Origin of the sequence: Cryptosporangium aurantiacum, assembly GCF_900143005.1 — a bacterium.
Taxonomy (GTDB): domain Bacteria; phylum Actinomycetota; class Actinomycetes; order Mycobacteriales; family Cryptosporangiaceae; genus Cryptosporangium; species Cryptosporangium aurantiacum.
Map to the genome: position 1 here is coordinate 566,297 of NZ_FRCS01000005.1, position 20,717 is coordinate 587,013.

General features: G+C 72.3%; 20 protein-coding genes. 12 read left to right on the forward strand and 8 right to left on the reverse strand.

Annotated features, from left to right (window positions below; genetic code table 11):
* Positions 1–684 carry an ANTAR domain-containing protein gene (locus BUB75_RS20305; protein ID WP_073259093.1) on the forward strand — a complete coding sequence of 228 codons (684 nt, stop codon included), beginning with the start codon at positions 1–3 and terminating at the stop codon, positions 682–684.
* On the opposite strand, the gene BUB75_RS20310 is transcribed toward BUB75_RS20305, so the two are convergent.
* Positions 681–2,993 (reverse strand): putative bifunctional diguanylate cyclase/phosphodiesterase, encoded by a 2,313-nt coding sequence (locus tag BUB75_RS20310; RefSeq protein WP_084741512.1) that lies wholly within the window; start codon positions 2,991–2,993, stop codon positions 681–683. The genes BUB75_RS20305 and BUB75_RS20310 overlap by 4 nt on opposite strands.
* Positions 2,994–3,306: 313 nt before the next feature.
* Between BUB75_RS20310 and BUB75_RS20315 the strand changes: the two genes are divergently transcribed.
* The 4 genes from BUB75_RS20315 to BUB75_RS20330 all read left to right on the forward strand — a co-directional run bounded on the left by BUB75_RS20315 (position 3,307) and on the right by BUB75_RS20330 (position 5,786).
* The gene (locus BUB75_RS20315) at positions 3,307–3,684 is read left to right on the forward strand and encodes a hypothetical protein (RefSeq protein WP_073259094.1); all 378 of its coding nucleotides are present in this window, start codon (positions 3,307–3,309) and stop codon (positions 3,682–3,684) included.
* Positions 3,684–4,808 (forward strand): hypothetical protein, encoded by a 1,125-nt coding sequence (locus BUB75_RS20320; protein WP_073259095.1) that lies wholly within the window; start codon positions 3,684–3,686, stop codon positions 4,806–4,808. Before BUB75_RS20315 ends, BUB75_RS20320 begins: the two co-directional genes overlap by 1 nt.
* Entirely contained in the window at positions 4,805–5,332 is a 528-nt protein-coding gene (locus BUB75_RS20325; protein WP_245806286.1) for a roadblock/LC7 domain-containing protein, read from the forward strand. The genes BUB75_RS20320 and BUB75_RS20325 overlap by 4 nt, the downstream gene beginning before the upstream one ends.
* A gap of 82 nt (positions 5,333–5,414) precedes the next feature.
* Positions 5,415–5,786 (forward strand): hypothetical protein, encoded by a 372-nt coding sequence (locus BUB75_RS20330; RefSeq protein ID WP_073259096.1) that lies wholly within the window; start codon positions 5,415–5,417, stop codon positions 5,784–5,786.
* 42 nt (positions 5,787–5,828) lie between these two features.
* Here the strand turns inward: BUB75_RS20330 and BUB75_RS20335 are convergent, their stop codons facing one another.
* Positions 5,829–6,464 carry a TetR/AcrR family transcriptional regulator gene (locus BUB75_RS20335; RefSeq protein ID WP_084741513.1) on the reverse strand — a complete coding sequence of 212 codons (636 nt, stop codon included), beginning with the start codon at positions 6,462–6,464 and terminating at the stop codon, positions 5,829–5,831.
* 87 nt (positions 6,465–6,551) lie between these two features.
* Between BUB75_RS20335 and BUB75_RS20340 the strand changes: the two genes are divergently transcribed.
* Positions 6,552–7,430 (forward strand): SDR family oxidoreductase, encoded by an 879-nt coding sequence (locus BUB75_RS20340; protein ID WP_084741514.1) that lies wholly within the window; start codon positions 6,552–6,554, stop codon positions 7,428–7,430.
* 9 nt (positions 7,431–7,439) lie between these two features.
* Positions 7,440–8,363: an alpha/beta hydrolase gene (locus tag BUB75_RS20345; protein ID WP_073259098.1), complete on the forward strand. Its 924-nt coding sequence runs from the start codon at positions 7,440–7,442 to the stop codon at positions 8,361–8,363.
* On the opposite strand, the gene BUB75_RS20350 is transcribed toward BUB75_RS20345, so the two are convergent.
* Positions 8,352–9,875, reverse strand: a complete 1,524-nt coding sequence (locus tag BUB75_RS20350) for an NAD(P)/FAD-dependent oxidoreductase (protein WP_178379925.1) — start codon at positions 9,873–9,875, stop codon at positions 8,352–8,354. The genes BUB75_RS20345 and BUB75_RS20350 overlap by 12 nt on opposite strands.
* Before the next feature lie 68 nt (positions 9,876–9,943).
* Positions 9,944–10,807: a carbon-nitrogen hydrolase family protein gene (locus BUB75_RS20355; protein WP_073259100.1), complete on the reverse strand. Its 864-nt coding sequence runs from the start codon at positions 10,805–10,807 to the stop codon at positions 9,944–9,946.
* A gap of 259 nt (positions 10,808–11,066) precedes the next feature.
* On the opposite strand from BUB75_RS20355, the gene BUB75_RS20360 reads away from it, so the two are divergent.
* A complete protein-coding gene (locus tag BUB75_RS20360) occupies positions 11,067–11,702 on the forward strand; it encodes a TetR/AcrR family transcriptional regulator (RefSeq protein ID WP_073259101.1) in 636 nt (211 codons plus the stop codon).
* 10 nt (positions 11,703–11,712) lie between these two features.
* On the opposite strand, the gene BUB75_RS20365 is transcribed toward BUB75_RS20360, so the two are convergent.
* From BUB75_RS20365 to BUB75_RS20375, 3 genes are all read right to left on the reverse strand, one after another.
* Positions 11,713–12,246 carry a PaaI family thioesterase gene (locus BUB75_RS20365; protein ID WP_073259102.1) on the reverse strand — a complete coding sequence of 178 codons (534 nt, stop codon included), beginning with the start codon at positions 12,244–12,246 and terminating at the stop codon, positions 11,713–11,715.
* Between the two features lie 23 nt (positions 12,247–12,269).
* Positions 12,270–13,553: an RsbRD N-terminal domain-containing protein gene (locus BUB75_RS20370; RefSeq protein ID WP_073259220.1), complete on the reverse strand. Its 1,284-nt coding sequence runs from the start codon at positions 13,551–13,553 to the stop codon at positions 12,270–12,272.
* 279 nt (positions 13,554–13,832) lie between these two features.
* On the reverse strand, positions 13,833–14,261 hold the full coding sequence (locus tag BUB75_RS20375) for a hypothetical protein (protein ID WP_143175312.1): 429 nt from the start codon (positions 14,259–14,261) through the stop codon (positions 13,833–13,835).
* Between the two features lie 130 nt (positions 14,262–14,391).
* Here BUB75_RS20375 and BUB75_RS20380 point away from each other — a divergent pair, with 130 nt between their 5' ends.
* Entirely contained in the window at positions 14,392–15,723 is a 1,332-nt protein-coding gene (locus BUB75_RS20380) for a class I adenylate-forming enzyme family protein (RefSeq protein ID WP_073259104.1), read from the forward strand.
* 95 nt (positions 15,724–15,818) lie between these two features.
* Here the strand turns inward: BUB75_RS20380 and BUB75_RS20385 are convergent, their stop codons facing one another.
* Positions 15,819–16,136, reverse strand: coding sequence for an antibiotic biosynthesis monooxygenase family protein (locus BUB75_RS20385; protein ID WP_073259105.1), 318 nt, complete (start codon positions 16,134–16,136; stop codon positions 15,819–15,821).
* Between the two features lie 281 nt (positions 16,137–16,417).
* Between BUB75_RS20385 and BUB75_RS46370 the strand changes: the two genes are divergently transcribed.
* The 3 genes from BUB75_RS46370 to BUB75_RS47175 all read left to right on the forward strand — a co-directional run bounded on the left by BUB75_RS46370 (position 16,418) and on the right by BUB75_RS47175 (position 20,707).
* Positions 16,418–16,576 carry a hypothetical protein gene (locus BUB75_RS46370; protein WP_178379926.1) on the forward strand — a complete coding sequence of 53 codons (159 nt, stop codon included), beginning with the start codon at positions 16,418–16,420 and terminating at the stop codon, positions 16,574–16,576.
* A gap of 218 nt (positions 16,577–16,794) precedes the next feature.
* Positions 16,795–18,618 (forward strand): trypsin-like peptidase domain-containing protein, encoded by a 1,824-nt coding sequence (locus tag BUB75_RS20390; RefSeq protein ID WP_178379927.1) that lies wholly within the window; start codon positions 16,795–16,797, stop codon positions 18,616–18,618.
* 28 nt (positions 18,619–18,646) lie between these two features.
* On the forward strand, positions 18,647–20,707 hold the full coding sequence (locus tag BUB75_RS47175) for a serine/threonine-protein kinase (RefSeq protein WP_073259107.1): 2,061 nt from the start codon (positions 18,647–18,649) through the stop codon (positions 20,705–20,707).
* Positions 20,708–20,717 lie beyond the last annotated feature (10 nt).

The window sequence follows — 20,717 nt, forward strand, 5'->3', positions numbered from 1 at the left end:
GTGGTTGCTGCGGGTGACTCCGCGACCCCGAGCGACGTCGCGACGCTGCGCGACGAGCTTCTGACGGCACGGGCCGAAATCGACGGCCTGCGCGAGGCGATGAGCCGTCGCGCCGTCATCGAACAGGCCAAGGGCGTGTTCATGGAGCGCTACGGAGTGGACGATGAGGCCGCGTTCACGCGACTGGTCACGCTCTCGCAGAGCACGAACGTGAAGCTCGTCCAGATCGCCGCCGACGTCGTGGCGCGGTCCGGTGCGGTCGGCGCGGACGGCGGACGGGGAAACTGGATCGACCGGGCGCTGAACGCGTTCGGCGAGCCGGCGATGGTGGTGAGCCCGGTACCGACCGAGCGTGGCGCGGTGGCCGACTTCCAGATCGACCACGCCAACCGGCCCGCGGTGGGCTGGACCGGCCGGTCCCGGGAGCGGCTGCTGCGCGCGACCGCGAGCTCGCTCTTCCCGGGCCCGCCGGCGACGCTGCTGCTCAACGCCTGCCGCCGGGCGTTGGCGACCGGTGCGCTGGTGACCGCCCCCTGGCCCGCGGACGGCGAGAACACTGTGGACGACGTGGCGCGGCGATCGGTGCGGCTGCACGCGGTCCGGATCAGCACGGTCGTCCTGGTGACCTGGCAGACCCTCGCGTCGGCCGACCTCGCCACCGAGGGGGGTCAGGCCCGGAACTAGGCCTGCGCCAGGGACGCGGCGAACTCGTCGGGCGGCATCGGGCTGGCGAAGTACCAGCCCTGCCCGGCGTCACAGCCCATCTCCCGCAGGCGCTCGGCCTGTCCGGCGGTCTCGACGCCCTCGGCGGTGACGCTGAGCCCGAGCGCGTGCGCCAGCCCGACCAGCGCACCGACGACGTCGTGGTCGGCACCGGCCTCCCGATCCGCCGGACGCCGCTCGAGCGCCCGTCCGGCCTGCGCGATCGCCGCCGGAGCTGCCGCGGCCTCCCCCGGCCCCACCGCTGGTGGTTCGTTCGCGATGTCCTGGAGGAACGGCCCGGCCAGCTTCAGCTCCCGCACCGGGAGGTGCCGCAGCGTCGAGAGGTTGGAGAAGCCGGAGCCGAAGTCGTCGATCGCAATCCGGACGCCCTCGCCGGCCAGCGCCTGCAACACCTCGCTCGGCGCCTCGACGCTGCCGACGATCGCGCTCTCGGTGATCTCCAGCTGCAGCCGTTCCGGTGGCAGCCCGGTCCGGTCCAGCACCACGGCGACGTCGTTGAGCAGCGAGGGGTCGGTCACCTGCCGCGCGGCGATGTTGACGCTCACCACCGGCGCCTGCCCGCCGGACGTCCGCCAGCCGGACGCTTGCCTGCACGCCTCGGCCAGCACCCACCGTCCCAACGGGACGATGAACCCGGTCTCCTCCGCCAGCGGGATGAACTGCGCGGGGCCGAGTACCCCGAACCGCGGATGCTTCCATCGCACCAGCGCCTCGGCGGCCCGCACCGTGCCGTCCGCGAACCCGACGATCGGCTGGAAGTCCAGTTGGAACGCGCCGCTCTCCAGCGCCGCCGGCATCGCGGCCGCGAGCCGGCGCCGGGCCGTCTCCCGCTCGCCGCGGCCGGACTCGAACGCCGCCCAGGAGCGGGTCGGGTCGGCCTTGGCCCACTCCAGCGCGGTCTGCGCCGCCCGCAGCATCCCGGACGCGTCGACGCCTGCCGCGTCCACTTCGGCCACACCGATCGTCGCGGTCACCGGGATCGCGTGCGCGCCCACGGCGAACGGACGGGCCAGCACCGCGAGCACCCGGCGAGCCAGCGCCTCGGCGGCCCCGCGGTAGCCACCCGGCCCGACCAGGACCGCGAAGTCGTCCCCGTCGATGCGCGCGACCAGATGGCCGGCCCTGGCGATCTCCTCGGTGAGCCGGTCGGCCACCGACGCGAGGATCTGGTCACCGGCCTCGTGCCCCAGGCTGTCGTTGACCGCAGCCAGCCCGTCGATGTCGATGATCAGGATGCCGACCGGGTCGCGCGGCCCGGTGCGAACCAGCACCTCGCGGAGCCGGTCGAAGAACAGCGCGCGGTTGGGCAGGCTGGTCAGCGGATCGTGCAGCGCCTGGTGGACGAGCCGGGCGCGCATCCGGCGGCGCTCGGTGACGTCCTCGACCACCGTGAGCTGGTATCGGACGCCGCTCGTCTCACCGACCGGCGAGAGCTCCCGGCCGGGGCCGCCGGGCGGTGGCGGCTCGAACGAGTCCTCGCCCGGCGTGATGACCGACGTCGTCAGCTGTGCCCAGATGACGCCGCCACCGTTGACGACGAGCGGGCGCTCGCCGGAGACCGGCATCCCGTTCTCGCCGCGTACCCCCACGTCGGTCGGGCCGGCGAACGCACCGTCCCGGTGGACCAGATCGTCCAGCCGCCGCTGGCGCAGTTGCCGGAGCGTGTAGCCGAGCATCGCCCGGAGCGCCGGGTTGGCCTCCAGGATCGTGCCGTCCCACTCGCTGATCGCGATGCCGACGGCCGCGTTCTCGAACACCGCGCGGAAGCGGGCGGCGTGCGCACGGGACGCCGCCTCCAGCTCGCTCCGGGCGTGCAGGTCGGCCCGGCGCAACTCCTCCTGCTGGGCGAGCGTCTGCGCCCGCAGCGCCTCGGTGTAACCGGCCACGAGCGCGGACCGGAGCGCGGAGAGCCGCGTGGAGCGATCGGCGTTGCCGTTCGGTCCCCGGACGACCCGGGACGCGGTCGGGACGCCGAGCGGCGCCAGCACCGTGTCGTCGAACAGCTCGACGGTCCGGCCGATGAAGTCCGGATCAGCGAAGTGCCGGGCCACCAGCGCCGTGCCGACCTCACGGGCCGGGGTGGTGCGGAACGGAACCGTGGAGAGCGACCGGAGGAGCCGGGCGGTGTGGCCCCGCAACTCGGCTTCGATCTCGGCCGAACTCATCGGGACGAAGCAGGTCTCGTTGGCGATCTGCCACCAGCGGTGGGCAACGGCGTCGACGACCGCCGAGGCCACCACGACCCCGGTGCTTCCGGCGTGGACCGCCACGCGCACGCCTCCGCTGAGCGTCGATATCCCGCAAACTCTGACGAGCGCCGAGCATACGGGCGGTATCGACCAACCGGAACCGGGCGGCCGCCCGACGTCCCCTCGAAGGCCCTGACCTGCGACGGCAGGCCGCCCGGGCAAATCGATACGTGGACGTATAAACCCGAACCTAACAGAATACGCACAGCGCTCACATCAGCGCTGGCTGTAGTCGTAAGATCCCCCCGGGGCGCACGACCGGCTGGCCCCGCTCGGCACTGGCTGCTCACCAGTAACCGCGCGGGCCGGCCTCACCGGCACGGAGAGGTGACGTGTGCCCGGGATCGACGAGAGCCTCCGCCACGCCATGTCCATCCCCGGCGTCCTCGGCGCCGGATTGGTCGACTATGCCTCCGGGCTCGCCGTAGGCAGCGCGGGCGACTGGCCGTGCGGTGAGGAGCCCGCTGCCGCCGGCGCCACCGAGGTCGCGCGCGCCGCGTTGGAGAACGCAACGTTCGCGGTCTCTGCCGTCGGCGACGTCGTCGAGGACATCGTCGTGGCGTCCGCCGCCCGGTACCACGTCCTGCGGTTCCTCAACGCGAAGCTGGACAGCCGACTCTTCCTCTACCTGTGGTTGGACCGGGAACACGCCAACCTCGCGATCGCCCGGCACCGGCTCGCCGGGCTCGCCGCCGACCTGGTGCTCGGCTGATGTCGGCGCCGAGAGCCACCGCGTCGGTGGAGGCTGTGGCCACGGTGGACGGTCCCCGCCGCTGGGCGGCTGTTCCGGAGGCACTGGACGAATTGACCGCGGCACGCGCCACCGGGGCGCTGCACGTCGAGGGCACCGTCGGCGGGTCGATCTACCTGGTCGACGGCGAGGTCTACTACGTCCACACGTCCGCGGCGCCGGGCGTCGACTGCCTGTTACAGGCGTCCGGCACTGTGTCGCCCGCGGTGTTCCAGACCGCCTGGACCGCCGGTGCCGCGGCCGGGCAGGTCGGCGAGGTCCTGATCAAGTCCGGCGCGCTCAGCCGGGGCGAGGCCGAGCTGTGCACCAGCGCGGCGATCATCGACGGGGCGTACGTGTTGCTCACCGCGTCGCCCGCGGAGGCCGGGCCGGTCCGGTTCGCGCCGGGCGAAGGCCACTGGTGGGGCGCGCTGCGGCGGGTCGGCACCGCCGGGCTCGACGCGCAGGTGCGGAAGCGGCGCCGATTACTCGAACGGACGCCACCGGGCGACATCGACGACCAGCCGGTGGTCGCCGCGGGACGGTTGGGACGGCACCACGTCGTCCTCACCGACGTGCAGTGGGAGTTGATCGTCCACGCCGACGGGCGCCGTTCTCCGCGGGAGCTGGCTCGGCTCCTCGGGCGGTCGGCGTTCAACTCGGTGCTGGAGGCCAGGCGGCTGGTCACCGCCGGTCTGATCCGGGTGGCGGCTCGCGGTACGACCGAGGCGCCGACATGGAGTACGGCCGACGACGCCCCGAAGAACGGCGTCCAGCGCGAATCGGCCGCTCGGACGGCGTCCACACCGGCAGTTGAGGACAGCACCCCCGCGGAGCCGCAGCCGGAGACCGAGGGCTGGCGGTCGGGTCTGCTCAACGCCGCCGGCCGCGGGAGCGGCAGCAGGCGCAAGCCGGACCTCCCCCGTCGGGACAACCCGGGACAGCCCACGCCACTGCCGCGCCGTCAGCCGGGTGCGGCGCTCCGCGGTGTCGTGCCGGTCGGACCGCGAGCCGACGGGCGGTCTGACAACTCGATCCTCGACGTGCCGGAACCGGACCAGGGCCTGCTGTCCCGGGTCCGTACCGCGCTCGAGGGTCTGCGGTGACCGCGCGCTGGCCGCTCGGACCCCGCCGTACGTCCGAGCTGCCCGGCCCGCGGCTCGGTACGGCACTGCCGAAGCGGCCGACCCGGCTGATCGGAAAGAAGGCGTTCGGAACCGATGGAGGCAGTGGGGTGGAGCGCGAGATCGAGGCGGACGTGCTGGCCGAGATCCGAGGTTTGCGCGACCGGGTCCGCCACGTGGCAGGCAGCTTGGTCGCGAGCGTGGACGGGCGGCTGGTCGCGCACGACACCCACGGCATCGAGCCGGACGGGCTGGCCGCGCTGTCGGCGGCCGTCCTCGGGCTGAGCCAGCGTCTGATCCAGACGGTGGGACCGGGCAACTTCGCCGAGACCGTCACGCGCGGCACGCACGGATACGTCGCGACGTACGCGGCCGGTCCGCGCGCGGTGCTGACGGTCGTGACCGGCGAGGAGACCAACATCGGGCGGCTCCACCTGGAGGCCAGACAGGTCGCGAACCGGCTGGCCCTCCTGCTGGACGCCGTGAGCGCGGCGGAACGCCGATGAGAGGAGGTGGTCGGCGACTCCCCAGCAACCGGTAACACCCGCGCCCGCCGGGCGCGACCTCAATCTCGTAGAAGGAGAAGACATGGCATCCGTTGACACCGCGTTGAAAGAGGCCATGACGATCGAGGGATCGATCGGCGTGGCGCTCGTGGACTACAACAGCGGCATGGCGCTCGGCACGCTGGGCGGAACGAAGGACTTCGATCTCAACGTCGCCGCGGCAGGCAACACCGACGTCGTCCGCGCGAAGATGCGCACGATGGAGATGCTGAACCTGGGCGACAGCATCGAGGACATCCTGATCACGCTGCGGCACCAGTACCACATGATCCGCCCCGTGCAGTCTCGCTCGGGTAAGGGGTTGTTCCTCTACATCTCGCTGGACCGCCAGCGCGCCAACCTGGCGATGGCGCGGCACCATCTCAGCCGGATCGAGAGCGACCTCGAGGTCTGAGGCCTGCGGGGCCGGGGCGGCGGCGCCCCGGCCTCCTACCTCTCAGTCTTGTGGGGAAACCAGCACCGCACGAACGAAGTCGGTGGCGACGGGGCCCAGGTCGGTGAGCCGGTCGGCCCGGCCGTCCTCGACCGCCTCCAGGACGAGCTCGTTGAGCCCGCCGATCACCGCGGTTGCCATCGCCGGTGAGATCGGCCGGGCCCCCGGGTGTTCCCGGACGCCCTGGGCGACCCGGTCGAGCAGCAGCGTGGCGAAGTCCTGCTGCCCTCTCCTGCGCAGCCGCAGCGCCTCCGGCCCGGCGGACTGCAACTCGAGCAGCATCGTGCGGGTGAGCGCGGGCTCGTTCTGCAACGCCGAGAGATACGCGTGCACGGCCGCCCGTACCTGCTCGACCCAGTCCAGCTCCGGACGCGCGGCCTCGCCGACCAGCTGCAGCAGCCGGTCGCTCGCGGCCGCGTACACGGCGAGGAAGCACTCCTGCTTGTCGGCGAAGTGCTCGTAGAACGTCCGCTTGGAGACGCGGGCGTGTCGGGCGATGTCGGCGATCGTGACCGCCCCATACCCCTTTTCGACCAGAGCAGCGGCCATGCCTGCGAGCAGACGGCCCCGATGCCCGCTCATGCTCTCGATCGGGGTGGCCAGCTCCGGATCGGCACCACGCGTCGCGGCAGAAGTCACCTCTGTACCCCTCCTCGCCCGGAATGGTACCGTCACCCGCAGTCTGGTACCGACTGGTACCACGGCCGCTGACAATGGAGCGAAACCATGTCACAACGGATGTCCCTGGCCGGTAAGACCGTACTGATCACCGGCGCCGCCCGCGGCATCGGCGCGGAGCTGGCCAGACAGGCCGCCGCCGCCGGAGCGCGAGTCGCGCTGCTCGGCCTCGAACCCGACCGCCTGGCCGCGCTCGCCGAGACGCTGGGGCCCGGCCACAGCTGGGCGGAGTGCGACGTCACCGATCAGGAGGCGATGACCGCCGCGGTCGAGAGCACGCTCGCGGCGCACGGCGCGATCGACGTCGTCGTCGCCAACGCGGGGATCGCGAACCACGGCACGGTGGCGGTGACGCCGCCGGAGGCGGTCGCCAAGGTCATCGAGGTGAACCTGATCGGTGTGGTCCGCACCGTGACCTCGACGCTGTCGGCGGTCACCGCGAGCCGCGGGCACTACCAGCTGATCTCGTCGGCCGCCGCGTTCACGATCCTGCCCGGCATGACGCCGTACGCCGCGTCGAAGGCCGGCGTCGAGCAGTTCGCGAACGGCCTGCGGCTGGAGCTGGCACACAAGGGCGTGACCGTCGGGTCGGCACATCCGATCTGGATCGACACCGACATGACCCGCGACCTCAAGCACGACCTGGGCACGTTCCGGCAGAACCAGCGCCGCCTGCCCGGCCCGCTGGGCACCGAGGTCTCGGTGGAGGACTGCGCGTCCGCGCTGCTCGACGGCATCGCGCGGCGCGCGCGCAAGGTGTACGTCCCGAAGTCCATCGCCGTCGTCTCGGCACTGCGGACGCTGGTCCTCGGACCGCTGTTCGAACGGGTGCTGCTCAGCCAGGCCCGGACGATGGTTCCGCAGTTCGAGGCCGAGGTCACCGCGAGCGGCCGGTTCTTCGGCGAGCACAGCACCGCGAAAATCTAGGAGAGCACCTTGCCCGTCGACGAGTCCCTCCAGCCCTTACTCGCCCTGCTGAACGCGCCCGGCGTCCCGAAGCTGAGCGACGGCACCCCGGAAGCGGCGCGGCTGAACTTCCGCCGCTTCACGGTCGACGCGCGCCAGCCGGAATCGCTGGTGCCGGTCGCGTCCGTGGAGGACGTGACGATCGACAGCGAGGGTGTCGCGTTACCCGGGCGGGTGTATCGGCCGGAGGCTGACGGCCCGGTGCCGACGATCGTGTTCTTCCACGGCGGCGGGTTCGTGATCGGCGACATCGACACGCACGACGACCAGGTGCGGTGGATCTGCCGCGAGGTCGGCGCGGTCGTGCTCAGCGTCGGGTACCGGCTCGCGCCGGAGTCGCAATGGCCCGGCCCGGTGGACGACGCGCTGACCGCGGTGGAGTGGGCGCTGTCGCACGTCGCCTCGCTGGGCGGGGACGCCGCCCGGGTGGCCGTGGCCGGGGACAGCGCCGGTGGCAACCTCGCCGCGGTCGTCGCCCAGGAGCGGCGGGACGTGATCGCCGCCCAGCTGCTGATCTACCCGGCGACGGACTTCGCCGACGTGTACCCGTCGATGTCCGAGAACTCCGACGGGTACTTCCTGACCGGCGCCGACATGGTGTGGTTCAGCGCGAACTACGTGCCGCCGTCCGCCGAGCTCGCCGACCCGCGGCTGTCGCCGCTGCGCGGACGCCTGGACGGGCTGCCGCCGGCCGTCGTCGTCACCGCCGAGTTCGACCCGCTGCGCGACGCGGGTGACGCGTACGCGGCGGCGCTCGAGGCGGCCGGTGTCCGGACGATCGCGCACCGGTTCGACGGGTTGATCCACGGCTTCTTCGGACTGCCGGGGATCTCCCCGGCGTCCGAGAAGGCCGTGCGCATTACGTGCGCGTCGTTCCGGGAGCTACTGGCCTGAGGCCGCTACGGCGAGGTGGCGCTGTTCGGAGAGCAGCGCCACCAGCTCGTCGTGGCTCGGGACGTCGTCCGGTTCGGGCTGCCACCCGGACGCCAGCACCCCGCGGGCCCGCGCGACGATGTCCGGGTCGGCGAGCACCGCGGACGGCAGCACCAGCAGGTTCTGCAGCCGGGTGAGCGCCGTCCAGACCCGCGGATCCCGCTGAGCGGCCAGCGTCAGCTCGGGATACGTCAGCGGGGCCTCCGGGCTCGGCGCGGTGACCGTGACACCACGGTCGCGCACCGCGGCGTCGTGGAACCACGGTGCGATCTCGGCTGCTATCGCCGCGTCCATCGCGAGCGTCCGGGCCTCGGCGTCCGCTCGGCCGACGCCGGGGTTCGTGTCCACGGCCTGCACCAGCCGGACCGCGGAGAGCATGGCCAGCGCCACGCCGTGCCCGAGCCCCGGCGACGTCGCGCAGACGGCGTCGCCCACCGGGAGCACACCGGCGACCAGCGGGCGTCCGTCCCGGGTCAGCCGCCGCAATCGGTTGTCCGCGCTGGTCAGCCTGGCCACCCTGGTCAGCCGGCGGGACCGGCTCGGGTCGAGCCACTCGGCGATCCCCGGCACGGCCGAGGCGGCCCGGTCGAACGCGCGGCCGTCGACGAGGCCGTCGAACGCCCGCTCGTCCTCGGGCACCTCGAACGTCACCGCGAACGCACCGGCGTCGGCCGGGACCAACCGGCACGCGTACCCGTCGTAGACGCCGCCCACGACCCGGGTCGGCGGCTTCGCTCCGCCGCGGACCCCGTAGAACCGGGTGTGCGAGGTGACGCCGCCCGGGAGTTCCTCGATCACCGGCGCGGGCGCGCCCGCCGCGGTCAGCCAGTCCGGAACCGGCGACCGCCGACCGGCGGCGTCCACCACCAGGTCCGCGGTCAGCAGGTGGCCGCCGCTCAGCCGGACGGCGGTGACCTTCGGGACGTCCGCCCCGTCGAGCACCAGCCCGAACGCAGGCAGGCCGGAGAGCATCGTGACGCCCCGCTCGGCGAGCACCGCACGCCGCAGGACCCATTCGAACACCGACCGCCGGGCGGCCAGCGCGACCAGCCGCGGATCGTCGTCGACCGGGCCGGTCAGCGTGCCCGGCGCCTGCCGGGTCAGGCGTACCTCGGTGACGTCGGCGCGGCGCAGAGCGGCCAGCACGTCGGGCGCCTCGGCGGCGAGCAACTCCCGGCAGCGCGCCGGGAACACGTGCGCGTGGGCGGCCTGCGGCGCGCTCGACCGCCACCACCAGCGGGCGTCCTCCAGCGAGGCCGGTGCCGCGACCGGTTCCTGTTCGACGACGACCACGCGGTGGCCACGACGCCCGAGCAGCAGCGCGGCGGCCAGGCCGCCGATGCCGCCGCCGACGACCACGACCTGTAACGGCGTGGCCGGGCCGGGCGTCGGCCGACGCCGAGGCGGGCGCGCGGACGCGCGACCGGAACTACCGCCGCGTTGCCGTGACCGGAAGCGAAGCCAGAACCTCAACTGAACTCTTTTCAACCTCAGAGATTTCGCAGGCTGAGCGCCGTCCGCAGGGGTCGGTCGAAAAGAATTCACTGCCACGCTGCGACCGGAACGCTTTCTCGGGCCGTGCCGCGGACACTCACCCGATCGGCCATCGCGCGGCGCGCCAACCCGACCGCCTCGTCCACGTCCACGTCCGCCACCGCGGCGCCGGCCGCGAACCCTGTCGTGGCGAGCACGTCACCGCCCGGGTCGACGACCTTCGCGCTCGCGACAAAACGCAGGTCGCCGAACCGGCCGGACTGGTTTGCCGACAGCCAGAGCAGCTGGTTCTCGACCGCACGTGCCTGGTCGAAGAGGTCGAACCGGCGGGTCCACCGGTCGCGGCCGAGGTCGGGAGACGGGTTCGTGCGGCTGGCGGGCCAGGCCGAGAGGCAGACGCCGATCGCCGCGCCATCGGCGGCGAGCGCGCGGGCGGCCTCGGGAGCGGCCTTGTCGTAGCTGATCATCATCCCGATTCTGCCCACTGGAGTAGCGAAGGCGCCAAACTGGTCACCATTTCGATGGCGTCCGAGTACTCCGTCCCCCGTGACGCACACGGCACTGTTGTATCGGACGATCCGATCAGGACCGTTGTTGGTCCGGTCAACCCCACGCTCGTAGTAGCCCGCGCAGACCACCATGTCGCCGGCGAGCGCGGCCAGCCGCCGGATCTCCGGCCCGTCCGGGTCGAGCGCGGGCGGGGCTTCCCCCGTCTGCCCGTCCCCGTTCCCGGGCTGGGCGTCGCCGGCGTTCGGGGTCGGCAGGTAGCCGCCGAGGCAGGCCCCTGGCAGCGCCACGAGTTGCACGCCACGTGCCCTCGCGAGCGCGAGCACCCGCTCGATCCGGCCGAAACACTCGTCGAGATCGCGTCCGAACGGCGCGGCGACCGCCGCAACCCTGGTCGTCCTCATCGTTTCCCCCTGCTCGGTCAGAACCGATTCAGCTCGCGGTCGGGTCGTCACCCGGTTCGGGCGTTCTCCAGTCCAATCGGCGCCGATTAACTCTCGATGACGTACGGAATAAACTCGTGTCGCGGCCCCCCGTTCGGCGGGCAGAAAGGCCCGACCGGGCCAGTACGACCCGGCACCTCCGCGGGCAGGGCGGAGGTAGGCTCGATTGCTTCTCACGCCCGGCCCACGACCCACGACCCAAAGCTGTGGGGGACAGCCTGTGACCACGACCTCGCCCACTCGTACGCCCGCACCGCGGGGCCGACCGCGCGATCCCGCGCTCGAGGACCGCGTATTTCGTGCCGCGATCGAGTTGTTCGGCCAGAAAGGGTGGGCCGGCTTCACGATCGACGGTGTCGCCCGTGCCGCCGGCGTCGGTAAGGCCTCGCTCTACCTGCGGTGGGACAGCAAACAGCAACTGCTGTTCGACGCTCTGGCGGCGCGCGCGTCGGTGGACGTCTCGATCGACACCGGCGACATCCGGTCGGACCTGCGGCACCTCGGCGCGCAGTTGCTCAGCATGTTCTGGGCCGACGGCGGCATCACGTACATGCGGCTGGTCGTCGAGAGCGCGGTCCACGACGAGTTCGCCGAGCATCGTGACCGGCTGACGCACCCCACGGTGCTGGCCGCGCGCCAGATCGTGCGGCGCGCGACGGCTCGGGGCGAGCTGCCGCCCGGCACGTCACCGGCGCTCGTGCTCGACGCGATCCTCGGGACGACGATCATGCACGTGGCGGTGACACCGGTGGAGCTGCGCGACGTCGCCCGCGAGCGCAGCGACGAGTACCTCGATCAGCTCGTCGACCTGATCCTCGCGGGCGTCCGCGGCGTGGCCAGAGGGAAAGAGGAGTAGCCGCCAACGGTCAGCCGCGGGCATCTCGTGGCGGGCCGCCGTCGGCCTCCGGCGGGCCGTAGCGTCCGGCGCGGCCGCCGGCCGGTAGCAGCACCTGGGTGCACCGGCTGGTGGCCAGCAGGACGCCGTCCGCGTCGTGCAACTCGGCGGCGCAGAAGACCACCCGCCGGGTTCGCCGGATCACCTCGCCGGTCGCGCGCAGCAGCACCGGGTGGGCGCTGCGGAGGAACTCCACCCGCAGGTCCGCGGTGAGGAACGCCTGGTCCCGGTCGAGCACCGTCCAGCACGCTCCGCCCATCGCTGCGTCCAGCAGCGCGGTCACGAGCCCGCCCTGGACGATCGGCCCGCCCGCAGCCGGGAAGCAGTAGTCGACGGTGGCCTCCCACTCGACCACGCTGCGGCCCGGCGCCCAGCCGGCCCTCCGGTACCCGAGCGTCTTCCAGAGGTTCGGCCCGGCAGTGCGGCGGTTCTCCCACTCGTCGCCGTCGGCGTACCGCTCCCCGGCGGTGATCCCGCGTTCGGACACGAGGTGTTCGTCGCTCATCTAGCTCCTTCGTCGAGCGGTCATCAGTCTCCCGGCACCCCGGACGGCGCGGCGCCGAGCGGCGAGGCGGCGATCCGGGACCCGAGATCGAGCACGAACCGGTCCCAGCTGCGGCGCGGGTCGCGGCCGGTGAGTTCACGGACCCGCCGGAGCCGGTATCGCAGGCTCTGCGGGTGCAGCCCGACCATCGCGGCCGCGGTCGTGGCCGATCCGGCGGCCAGGAACGCGTCCAGGCCCTGGCGGACGTGCTCCTGGCCGGGGTCCAGCAGCGCGCCGAGCAACACCCGCGCCACCGTCTCCGGCTCCGCGGGTGGACGCCCGGCGAGCAGCGCCAGCGCGTACCCGTCCGACTCCCCCAGCAACGGACCACCCTCGTACGCGTCCGCGGGCGCGAGGTCGAGCGCCAGGGAGGCCAGCCGGTAGGCGTCCACGAGCGTGTCCGGGCGCGGCGGCCGGATCGCGCAGCCACGGCAGCCGTGGTCGAGGAGAGCGGCGCGGATCGTCTCCTCGTCGCGCAGTGGTAGTAGCAGGACGGCGCGCTGGCCGCGTACGGTGCTCAGCGCACCACCGTCCGGGCAGAGCTGGGCCGCGAGCTCCTGGGCGAGGCGCAGTACCGGGCCGGGCGCCGCCTGGGCGCCACCCCGCACGTTCCGCCGCCGCCCGTCGGCGTGCGAACCGGCATCAGGCGCACCGGCGGTCGGCGCGGCGGGCGCGTCCGCCGGCTCGCGTTCGGCGACCAGGAGCCGGGGCGGGCTGGGGAGCGTGATGCCCAGCGCGCGCGACCGGTCAGCCGCCGCAGCCGGATGCGCCTGGCGTCCGACTAGCAGGTCGTCGAGGAAATCGCGCAGGGCGCGGTCGCGGTCGGCGGTCAACCTCTCCGCGGAGGCGCTGTATCCCTCGTAGATCGCCTCGGTCAGCTGATCGAAGCTGGTCAGCCACAGCCGCGCGAACGCGATCGTGTCAGCGACGGTCAGCATCGGTTCGACCAGCTCGACGATCTGGTCGATCGCCGTGGTCGCCGCCACCCGGTACGCCCGCAGGACGCTCGGCAGCGGCCGCCCGTCGGCGGCTCGCGCGGCGCCGATGCCGCGCACCCGGGCCAGGTCGTCGTCGCCCAGTTCGGCACCTTCGACCCAGATATCCAGGATCCGCCGTAACACCCAGAGCGCGATCGCCCGCACCTCGGCGAGCTGCCGGACGTCGAGCGCTCGGTAGGCCGGGATCTCAGCCACGATCTCCGCGACGACCAGGTCGCCGATCGTGTCCTCGGCGGCGAGCACTGCCCGCCGGACGCTGTTCCGCGGCATGTTGCCCACCCCAGCAGCTTTGTCAGCGTGTGACAAGGCTCTTGCGGTGGGGCTGAACAAGACCCTTGTCCGATCCTCCACGGTGCTCGAAGGTCGGGGCCCACGGGGTGGTGCCCGTGCCACCGCTCGGTTTCCGGGTCGGTGCCCGGGGCGCGATCTTCGTGGCAGCGTCCGCGCTACGTGGTCGGCGTGGGCGTGATCGCGACCGGATGGCCGGCACCACCCCGTCGTTCCCGCTGCTGCCGCCGTCCCCTTGGGGCGCGGCCGTCCGAGCCCCGCCTACGCGGCGGCGGCGGGGGCCAGGTCCGTGAGGTCTTCGACCAGCGCCTTGCACTCCGCGAACAGCGTCCGCGGCACCCGGATCGTCTCCGGCCGACCCGCGCGGGCGACCTGGGTGCCCAGGTGCACGTTCAACCAGTCGAGGACGACGACCAGGTGCGTGCGAAGGTCCACCAGCAGGACGTCGAGCTCGGCCAGCTCCGCGGTGAGCACCGCACGGTTCGTCCACCGGCCGGGGTTGGTGGAGGCTGCGGCGAGCCAGGCGCCCGCGCGCTGACCGGCGTCCGCGGCGCCGACGACCGTACGGTGGTCCGGCGGGACGGCGGCACTGATTCGCAGCAGGCTGTAGGCCGCGCGGGCGGCGAGGGCCTGGCGGGACTCGTGCACTCGCAGCAAGTCGTCCAGGGCGCATTCGGGAGCATTCAGCACGAATGCCCTGTCGGCGGGAGTTCGGGCGGCTGAAGTCGGACGGTAGGAGACGCACCACAGCCGCAACTGGGTGCACACCTGTCACGGCAGACTGGGGTTCCAGGTACCGAACTGCGAGGAGGCAGCCGGCGTGGAGGTCGTGACCGCCGTCGAGCACGAGGCACTGCAACGCGCGGCGGCAGGCGGGCTGTCCAAGGCCGGCGTCGTCGCCGGAGACCGGATCGCGGTCTTCGCGCAGCCCACCGCCGGTGTGCTCGCGGTGGCGCTGGGCGCGCTCCGGAGCGGGATCATCCCGGTGATGCTCGACCCGGCGCTGCCGCAGGCCGAACGCGCGGACCTGCTGGCCGACTGCCGGCCGGCGCTGACCGTAGACGGTTCGGACGCCGTCGACGCGCTGCTCAGCGGCGCTCCGCTGACGCTCGGCCCGGCGCCGCTCGGACGCCCCATGCACTACACCTCGGGGACGAGCGGTCGCCGGAAAGGCGTCTGGTCGGGTGTCCTCGACCCCGGCGACGCGGCTGCGCTCCTCGCCGAGGAGGTGGAGCTCTGGAAGTTCGACGCCGCCGACCGGCACCTGGTGCTCTCGCCGCTCTACCACTCGGCGCCGCTCCGATTCGCCGCCGGGACGCTGCTCTCCGGCGGAACCGTCGTGCTGCCCGGCAAGTTCGACCCGGCGGTGGCGATCGCGGCGATCGCCGAACACCACCCGACGACGACGTTCTGCGTCCCCACCCAGTTGCGACGGCTGCTCGGCGCCGGACCGCTGCCGTCGCTCGACTCATTCCGGCTGCTCGCGCACGCGGGCGAGCCGTGTCCGGCGCCGCTCAAGGAGCGGGTCGTCGAGGCGTTCGGCGAGGACGTCGTCGCGGAGTTCTACGGTTCGACCGAAGGGCAGTTCACGGTCTGCCCGGCGACCGAGTGGCGATCACGCCCGGGGACGGTCGGTCGCGCCCGGCCGCATCGGCGCCTGTCGGTGGACGCGGACGGCGCGGTGTGGTGTGCGGTGCCGCGGTATGCCCGGTTCGCCTACTGGGACGCGCCCGAGAAGACCGCGGACGCCTGGCGCGGTGACGCGTTCAGCGTGGGGGACGTCGGACGGCTGGACGCCGACGGCTACCTGTACCTGGAGGGGCGCCGCGACGACCTGGTGATCACCGGGGGCGTCAACGTCTATCCGCGCGAGGTCGAACGGGTGCTCGACCGGTGCCCCGGCGTCGAGGAGGTCGCCGTCTTCGGCGTGGCGGACGACCACTGGGGGCAGCGGCTCTGCGCGGCGGTGGTGGGCACCGCGAGCACGGCGGCGCTCCAAGAGTTCGCCGCGGCCGAGTTGCCACCGGCCCGGCGCCCGAAGGAGTACCACGTCGTGCCCGAGATGCCCCGCACCACCACCGGCAAGATCCGCCGCCTCGATCTGGCGGCCCACCTAGCTCTCGGTGACGCGCCGCAGGCGCGTCAGTCCTGACGTGGAGCCCGCCTAGGGCGGGGCTGGCGTCCGCGCGCGAGGCCGCCTCGACCTTTGTTGGTCTCAAGGCCTCGCGCGCGGCCGTCAGCGTCGTCCTAGGCGGGCCGTGCAGTAGGGTCGGCGCTCTGGATGACTTCGAACTCCAGGAGGCTGGAACCGGACGCCACGGGGCGAGCGCGTTCGCCGGAGTGCGCCTCCATCGCCGGGCCCTTCACCCAGGCCTGGAAGTGCTCCTCGGTCTCCCAGCGGGTGTAGACGAAGTAGCGGGTCTCCCCCGCCACCGGACGCAGCAGCTCGAACCCGAGGAAGCCGGGCGAGCCCTCGACCGCACCGTGCCGGGCGGCGAACCGCTTCTCCAGCTCGGGGCCTGCGCCCTCGGGAACCTCGATCGCGTTGATCTTCACGACAGCCATGAAGGGCAGCCTAACCGGGTCCGCGAGACCTCACTTCGCAGCGGGAGCCGACTTGCCGACGTCGCGGCCGGCTCGGAACTGACCCGCCGAACGGCGGAGGCGCGCCCCGCCGGAAAGGTAGAACAGCGTCCCCACCCGGCCAGCCTTCGCTGCGGCGCCCAGGAGCGGGCACGAGTGTTCCCGAGCGAACATTCCGGACGTCATCGCCACGATCGCCGGTCCGCCGCGCCGCTAGCACGCTGAGGTCAACTCACCGACGACATCCGTGGAGGACCGGGACCATGAGCATCACTCTGGACGTACTGGACGTGAACACCGGCCGGCGCTGCCCCTGCGACCGGCTCGAGCAGTCGACGGTCCCCGGTCCGGGTGGGTGTGTCGGTCGTCCGGAGCCTGGTCAGGACGGGCCACTGTCGCAGGCCGCGCGCACCGCGGTCTGAGTTTCGGGTGGGCGACCGTCGCGATGCGACGGTGCAGCTCAGCCGGTCGACGGTGAACAGTGTCGGGGTTCTGACTCCCCACCGAGACCGGCCTCTTGTCCGGTTACGCCGCCCTGGACTGCGTGATAACTTTCTCCGGATTCATGGTCCAGTCACAGGCGCCGGCTACCGCCGATGATCGACGCTCCTCTAAGCCCCTCCGAGTGGAGGAACTCCCTATGCGTCTGCCTCGTCTCCGGCTGACCGCAGCGGTTCTTGCTGTTTGCGTCTCGGCCCTCACGCTTGGTATCGCCACCCCGGCCGAGGCCCACAAGCATCCCACGCCGGCCGAGCTGATCGCCCCAGCCGTGGTCCGGATCATGACCTACGGCAAGGTCAGCATCTCGTTGATCGAGCACAACTTCCGTGGCTCGACCGGTAACGACATCTCGCTCGTGCAGCGCTCCTACCAGCCGATGCTGGGCACCGGCAGCGGCTTCGTGGTCAACCCGAGCGGCACGATCATCACGTCGCCGACGGTCACCGGCGTCGACCTGAACCGGGCGGCGATCTTCGCGGTCAACAAGATCTTCAACGAGCGCTACGGCGACGGCGCCCCGATGCCCGCCGACCCGTATACGAAGGCCAAGCCGTCGGCCAACACCGACGACGTGGTCAGCAAGCGGCTGCAACGCTGCTATCAGGGCAACACCACCGACGAGACCGGCGGCTGCGTCATCTTCACGCAGGCCGTGGTCACCGTTCAGCCGTTCGTCTCCGACCAGAAACAGTTCGGCGACCTGCCGGCCCAGGTCGTGTACCCCACCGGCGGTAAGAAGTCGGACGTGGCGGTGCTGAAGGTCGGCGCGAGCAGCATGCCTTCGGTCGTCTACGGCAACTCGGCCGACAACGCCGAGGCGGTCAGCACGCTGGGCTTCACGAACACGCCGACCGACGAGAAGTCGCTCAAGGCGACCCAGGCGCACTTCACGAAGAAGGGCAGCGGCGTCGTCCGCCCCAACGACGACTACCTGGCCGAGCTCAACCGCGGCTTCACCGACGGTATGTCCGGCGGGCCGGTCGTGTCGGAGAAGGGTCAGGTCATCGGGTTCCTGGCCAAGTCCGGCAACGAGATCAAGCTGGTCGGTCCGGATCAGATCGCCGAGGCACTGGCCGCGGTGGACGTGAAGGCCGAACGTGGCCCCACCGACCTCGTCTACGAGAACGCGCTGCACAACTTCAACAACCAGCTCTACACCGCCGCCGCGCCGAACCTGTCGCAAGTCCTCAAGCTCTACCCGGGCCACGCGCTGGCTTCGCAGAAGCTGACGGTCGCCAACCAGCGCAAGGGCACGTCGGCCGACAAGGGCACCGACGGCGCCACCGACACGTCCGGGTTCGGCACCACCGACGAGCAGAGCTCCGGTGGCTCCGACGGATCCAGCAACATCCTGCTCTGGGGTGGTCTGGGCGCGATCGTCGTGCTGGCGGTCCTGCTCGGTGCCGTGCTGCTGCGGGGACGCGGCGGCAAGGGACAGCCGGAGACGGCCGCACCGCCGCCGGACCCGAACCTGATGCCCGGTTACGGGCAACCCGGTCCGCCGATGCCGCTGGGCGCGCCGTACCCGGGCGCGGTCGGATCGCCGGCGAGCGCTCCGCCCGCCACGTGGCCGACGTCGGCCCCGCCCGGCTGGGTCGACCCGCGCCAGCCCGGTACCCCCTACCCGGTCCAGAACCCGTACCCGGGTGTGCCGAACTACAGCGAGACGCCGTACGGCGCACCCGCGTCCGGCGTCCCCTATGCGGATCCGAACGGAGAGCAGCAGACCGTGCTCCGGCTCTCGCCGTCGACGCCGCCACCCATTCCCGGACAGAGCAACCCGTCCGGCGCCACGGTCGTCGCGGGAGAGGGAACACCGGGCGCCGAGGGCGCGCCGGCAGGCGTGATGGCCCGTCAGGGCGAGAACGGTGCCGGCGACGTCGCGGCTAGCTGCGACCAATGTGGGCAGACGCTCGTCCCGGGGCAGCAGTTCTGCGGTTACTGCGGAAACCGGGTGCACTGAAACGTGTCGAACGAACCGGTGGTCAACGATGAGTGATCCAGTCGAGTCCGCGCGCCTGGACGGGCTACGCGCTGCGGGCTACGAGCTGCAGTCGCTGATCGGACGCGGTGGGATGGCGTACGTCTACCGCGCCGAGGACACCCGGCTGGGCCGCGTCGTCGCGGTGAAGGTGCTGGCGCCGGAACTCGCCCAGAACGACGAGTTCCGGCAGCGGTTCCTCCGTGAGTCGCGCCTGGCGGCGTCCCTCGACCACCCGAACATCATCCCGATCTACGAGGCCGGCGAGGCCGACGGCCACCTGTACCTGGCCATGCGGTACGTGGAGGGCGCCGACCTCAAGGTCGTCCTCAAGCGTCGCGGGACGCTGACCGTCGACGAGACGATGGCGCTATTCGGGCAGGTCGGTGCCGCGCTCGACGCCGCCCACCAGGCCGGTCTCGTGCACCGTGACGTCAAGCCGGCCAACATCCTGGTCTCGGCGGCGACCACTCCGGCCGGGCGCGACCACGTGTACCTGAGCGACTTCGGCCTGACCAAGCGGGCATCGTCGCTGACTGGCGTCACCGCCACCGGCATCGTCGTCGGGACGATGGACTACGTCGCGCCGGAGCAGATCGGCGGCAAGGCGGTCGACGCCCGGACCGACGTGTACGCGCTGGGATGCGTGCTGTACCAGGCGCTGACCGGCAAGGTGCCGTTCATCCGGGACGACGACGCCGCGCTGCTGTGGGCGCACCTGATGGAGATGCCGACGCCGGTCAGCTCCGTGCGTCCGGAGATCCCGGTGGCCGTCGACCAGGTGATCGCGACCGCGATGGCGAAGGGCCCGGAGGGCCGGTTCGCCTCCTGCGGTGACTTCATCGCGGCGCTGGGAGCGGCGTTCGGCGGGCAGCAGGTCAACCTGCCTGCCAGCGCGTCGGGCGGGCCCGGGGTGAGCCCGAACAGCGCACCGCCGGCCACCCACCCGGAACCGCCGCAGCCTCCGACGGCGCAGACCCCGACGCCTCAGACCCAGACCCCGACGCCGCAGCCTCCGACGCCGCACTCCCCGACGTCGGTGCCGCCGAGCGGGCCGATCACGCAGCCGCCGGTGCCCGGGTGGTCGGCGCCGCCGTCAACCGGTGCCGCCGAACAGCCGCACGGGACGCCGCTGCCGACGGCCCAGTACCCCGGTAACCAGTACCCCGGTAACCAGTACTCGCCGTCCAGCGCACCGCCGCACGGCACGTACCCGAACCAGTACTCGCCGACGCAGTTCCCGCCCAGCGGGTACCCGCACTCGGCGCCGCCGCATCCGCAGTCGGCTCCGCCGAACCAGGCGATGCCGCACCCGTACTCCGCGCCGCCCCACCAGGGGTCCGCACCGCCGTACCCGTACTCGGCACCGCCCCACCCCGGCTCGGCACCGCCGTACCCCTATTCGGCACCACCGCACGGGGTGGGGTCGACGCCGCCGCCCACGCCCGATTCGGGGCGCGGGCGGAAACTGCTGATCGGAGGCCTCGCCGGCGCGCTGGTGCTCGCGGTAGTCCTCGTCCTCGTCCTCGTGATCAAGCCGTTCGAGGAGGGGACGAAGCACTTCGACCCCACCACGACGCTGCCGATCTCGTTCGACTACCCGGAGAGCTGGAACCGGTCGGGCCAGGGGACGAACCTGGTCTTCTCGCCGAAGGCGTCCGACGCCGCGGCGTTGTTCACCGCGCCCGGCACCGGAACCGGCTGGCCCAAGCTCGCCGACGCGCTGAAGAGCGACGCCGACTCGGTGGTCGGCGTCTACACGCTGCTGAGCCTCAACCCGTTCCCGGACGAGGCCGACGGCCGGAAAGAGTCGCTGCAGGGCCAGTTGCCCACCACCGCGAACCTCGGCGCCGAGGAGCCGACCGTCGTCGACGGCCACGACTCGGCCCGCTACGACGGCGAGCTTCAGCAGGACGGCGGCGACGCCGAACTCCGGATCCGGTGCTTCGTCACCACCGACCAGACGACGAACCAGACCGTGGTGCTGGTGTTCTTCGCGTCGGAGAAGGCCTGGAGCGAGAACGAGGACAAGTTCAAGACACTGCTGGGTTCGGTCAAGTTCAGCGCGTAGGGAGAGCCGC

What these genes read in the sequence shown, in the direction of transcription:
- BUB75_RS20385 (WP_073259105.1), bottom strand. Translation starts at nt 16,136, where the DNA reads ATGGCTGTCGTGAAGATCAACGCGATCGAGGTTCCCGAGGGCGCAGGC.
- BUB75_RS20330 (WP_073259096.1), top strand. Translation starts at nt 5,415, where the DNA reads ATGGCATCCGTTGACACCGCGTTGAAAGAGGCCATGACGATCGAGGGA.
- BUB75_RS47175 (WP_073259107.1), top strand. Translation starts at nt 18,647, where the DNA reads ATGAGTGATCCAGTCGAGTCCGCGCGCCTGGACGGGCTACGCGCTGCG.
- BUB75_RS20340 (WP_084741514.1), top strand. Translation starts at nt 6,552, where the DNA reads ATGTCACAACGGATGTCCCTGGCCGGTAAGACCGTACTGATCACCGGC.
- BUB75_RS20365 (WP_073259102.1), bottom strand. Translation starts at nt 12,246, where the DNA reads ATGAGCGACGAACACCTCGTGTCCGAACGCGGGATCACCGCCGGGGAG.
- BUB75_RS20370 (WP_073259220.1), bottom strand. Translation starts at nt 13,553, where the DNA reads ATGCCGCGGAACAGCGTCCGGCGGGCAGTGCTCGCCGCCGAGGACACG.
- BUB75_RS20320 (WP_073259095.1), top strand. Translation starts at nt 3,684, where the DNA reads ATGTCGGCGCCGAGAGCCACCGCGTCGGTGGAGGCTGTGGCCACGGTG.
- BUB75_RS46370 (WP_178379926.1), top strand. Translation starts at nt 16,418, where the DNA reads ATGAGCATCACTCTGGACGTACTGGACGTGAACACCGGCCGGCGCTGC.
- BUB75_RS20390 (WP_178379927.1), top strand. Translation starts at nt 16,795, where the DNA reads ATGCGTCTGCCTCGTCTCCGGCTGACCGCAGCGGTTCTTGCTGTTTGC.
- BUB75_RS20355 (WP_073259100.1), bottom strand. Translation starts at nt 10,807, where the DNA reads ATGAGGACGACCAGGGTTGCGGCGGTCGCCGCGCCGTTCGGACGCGAT.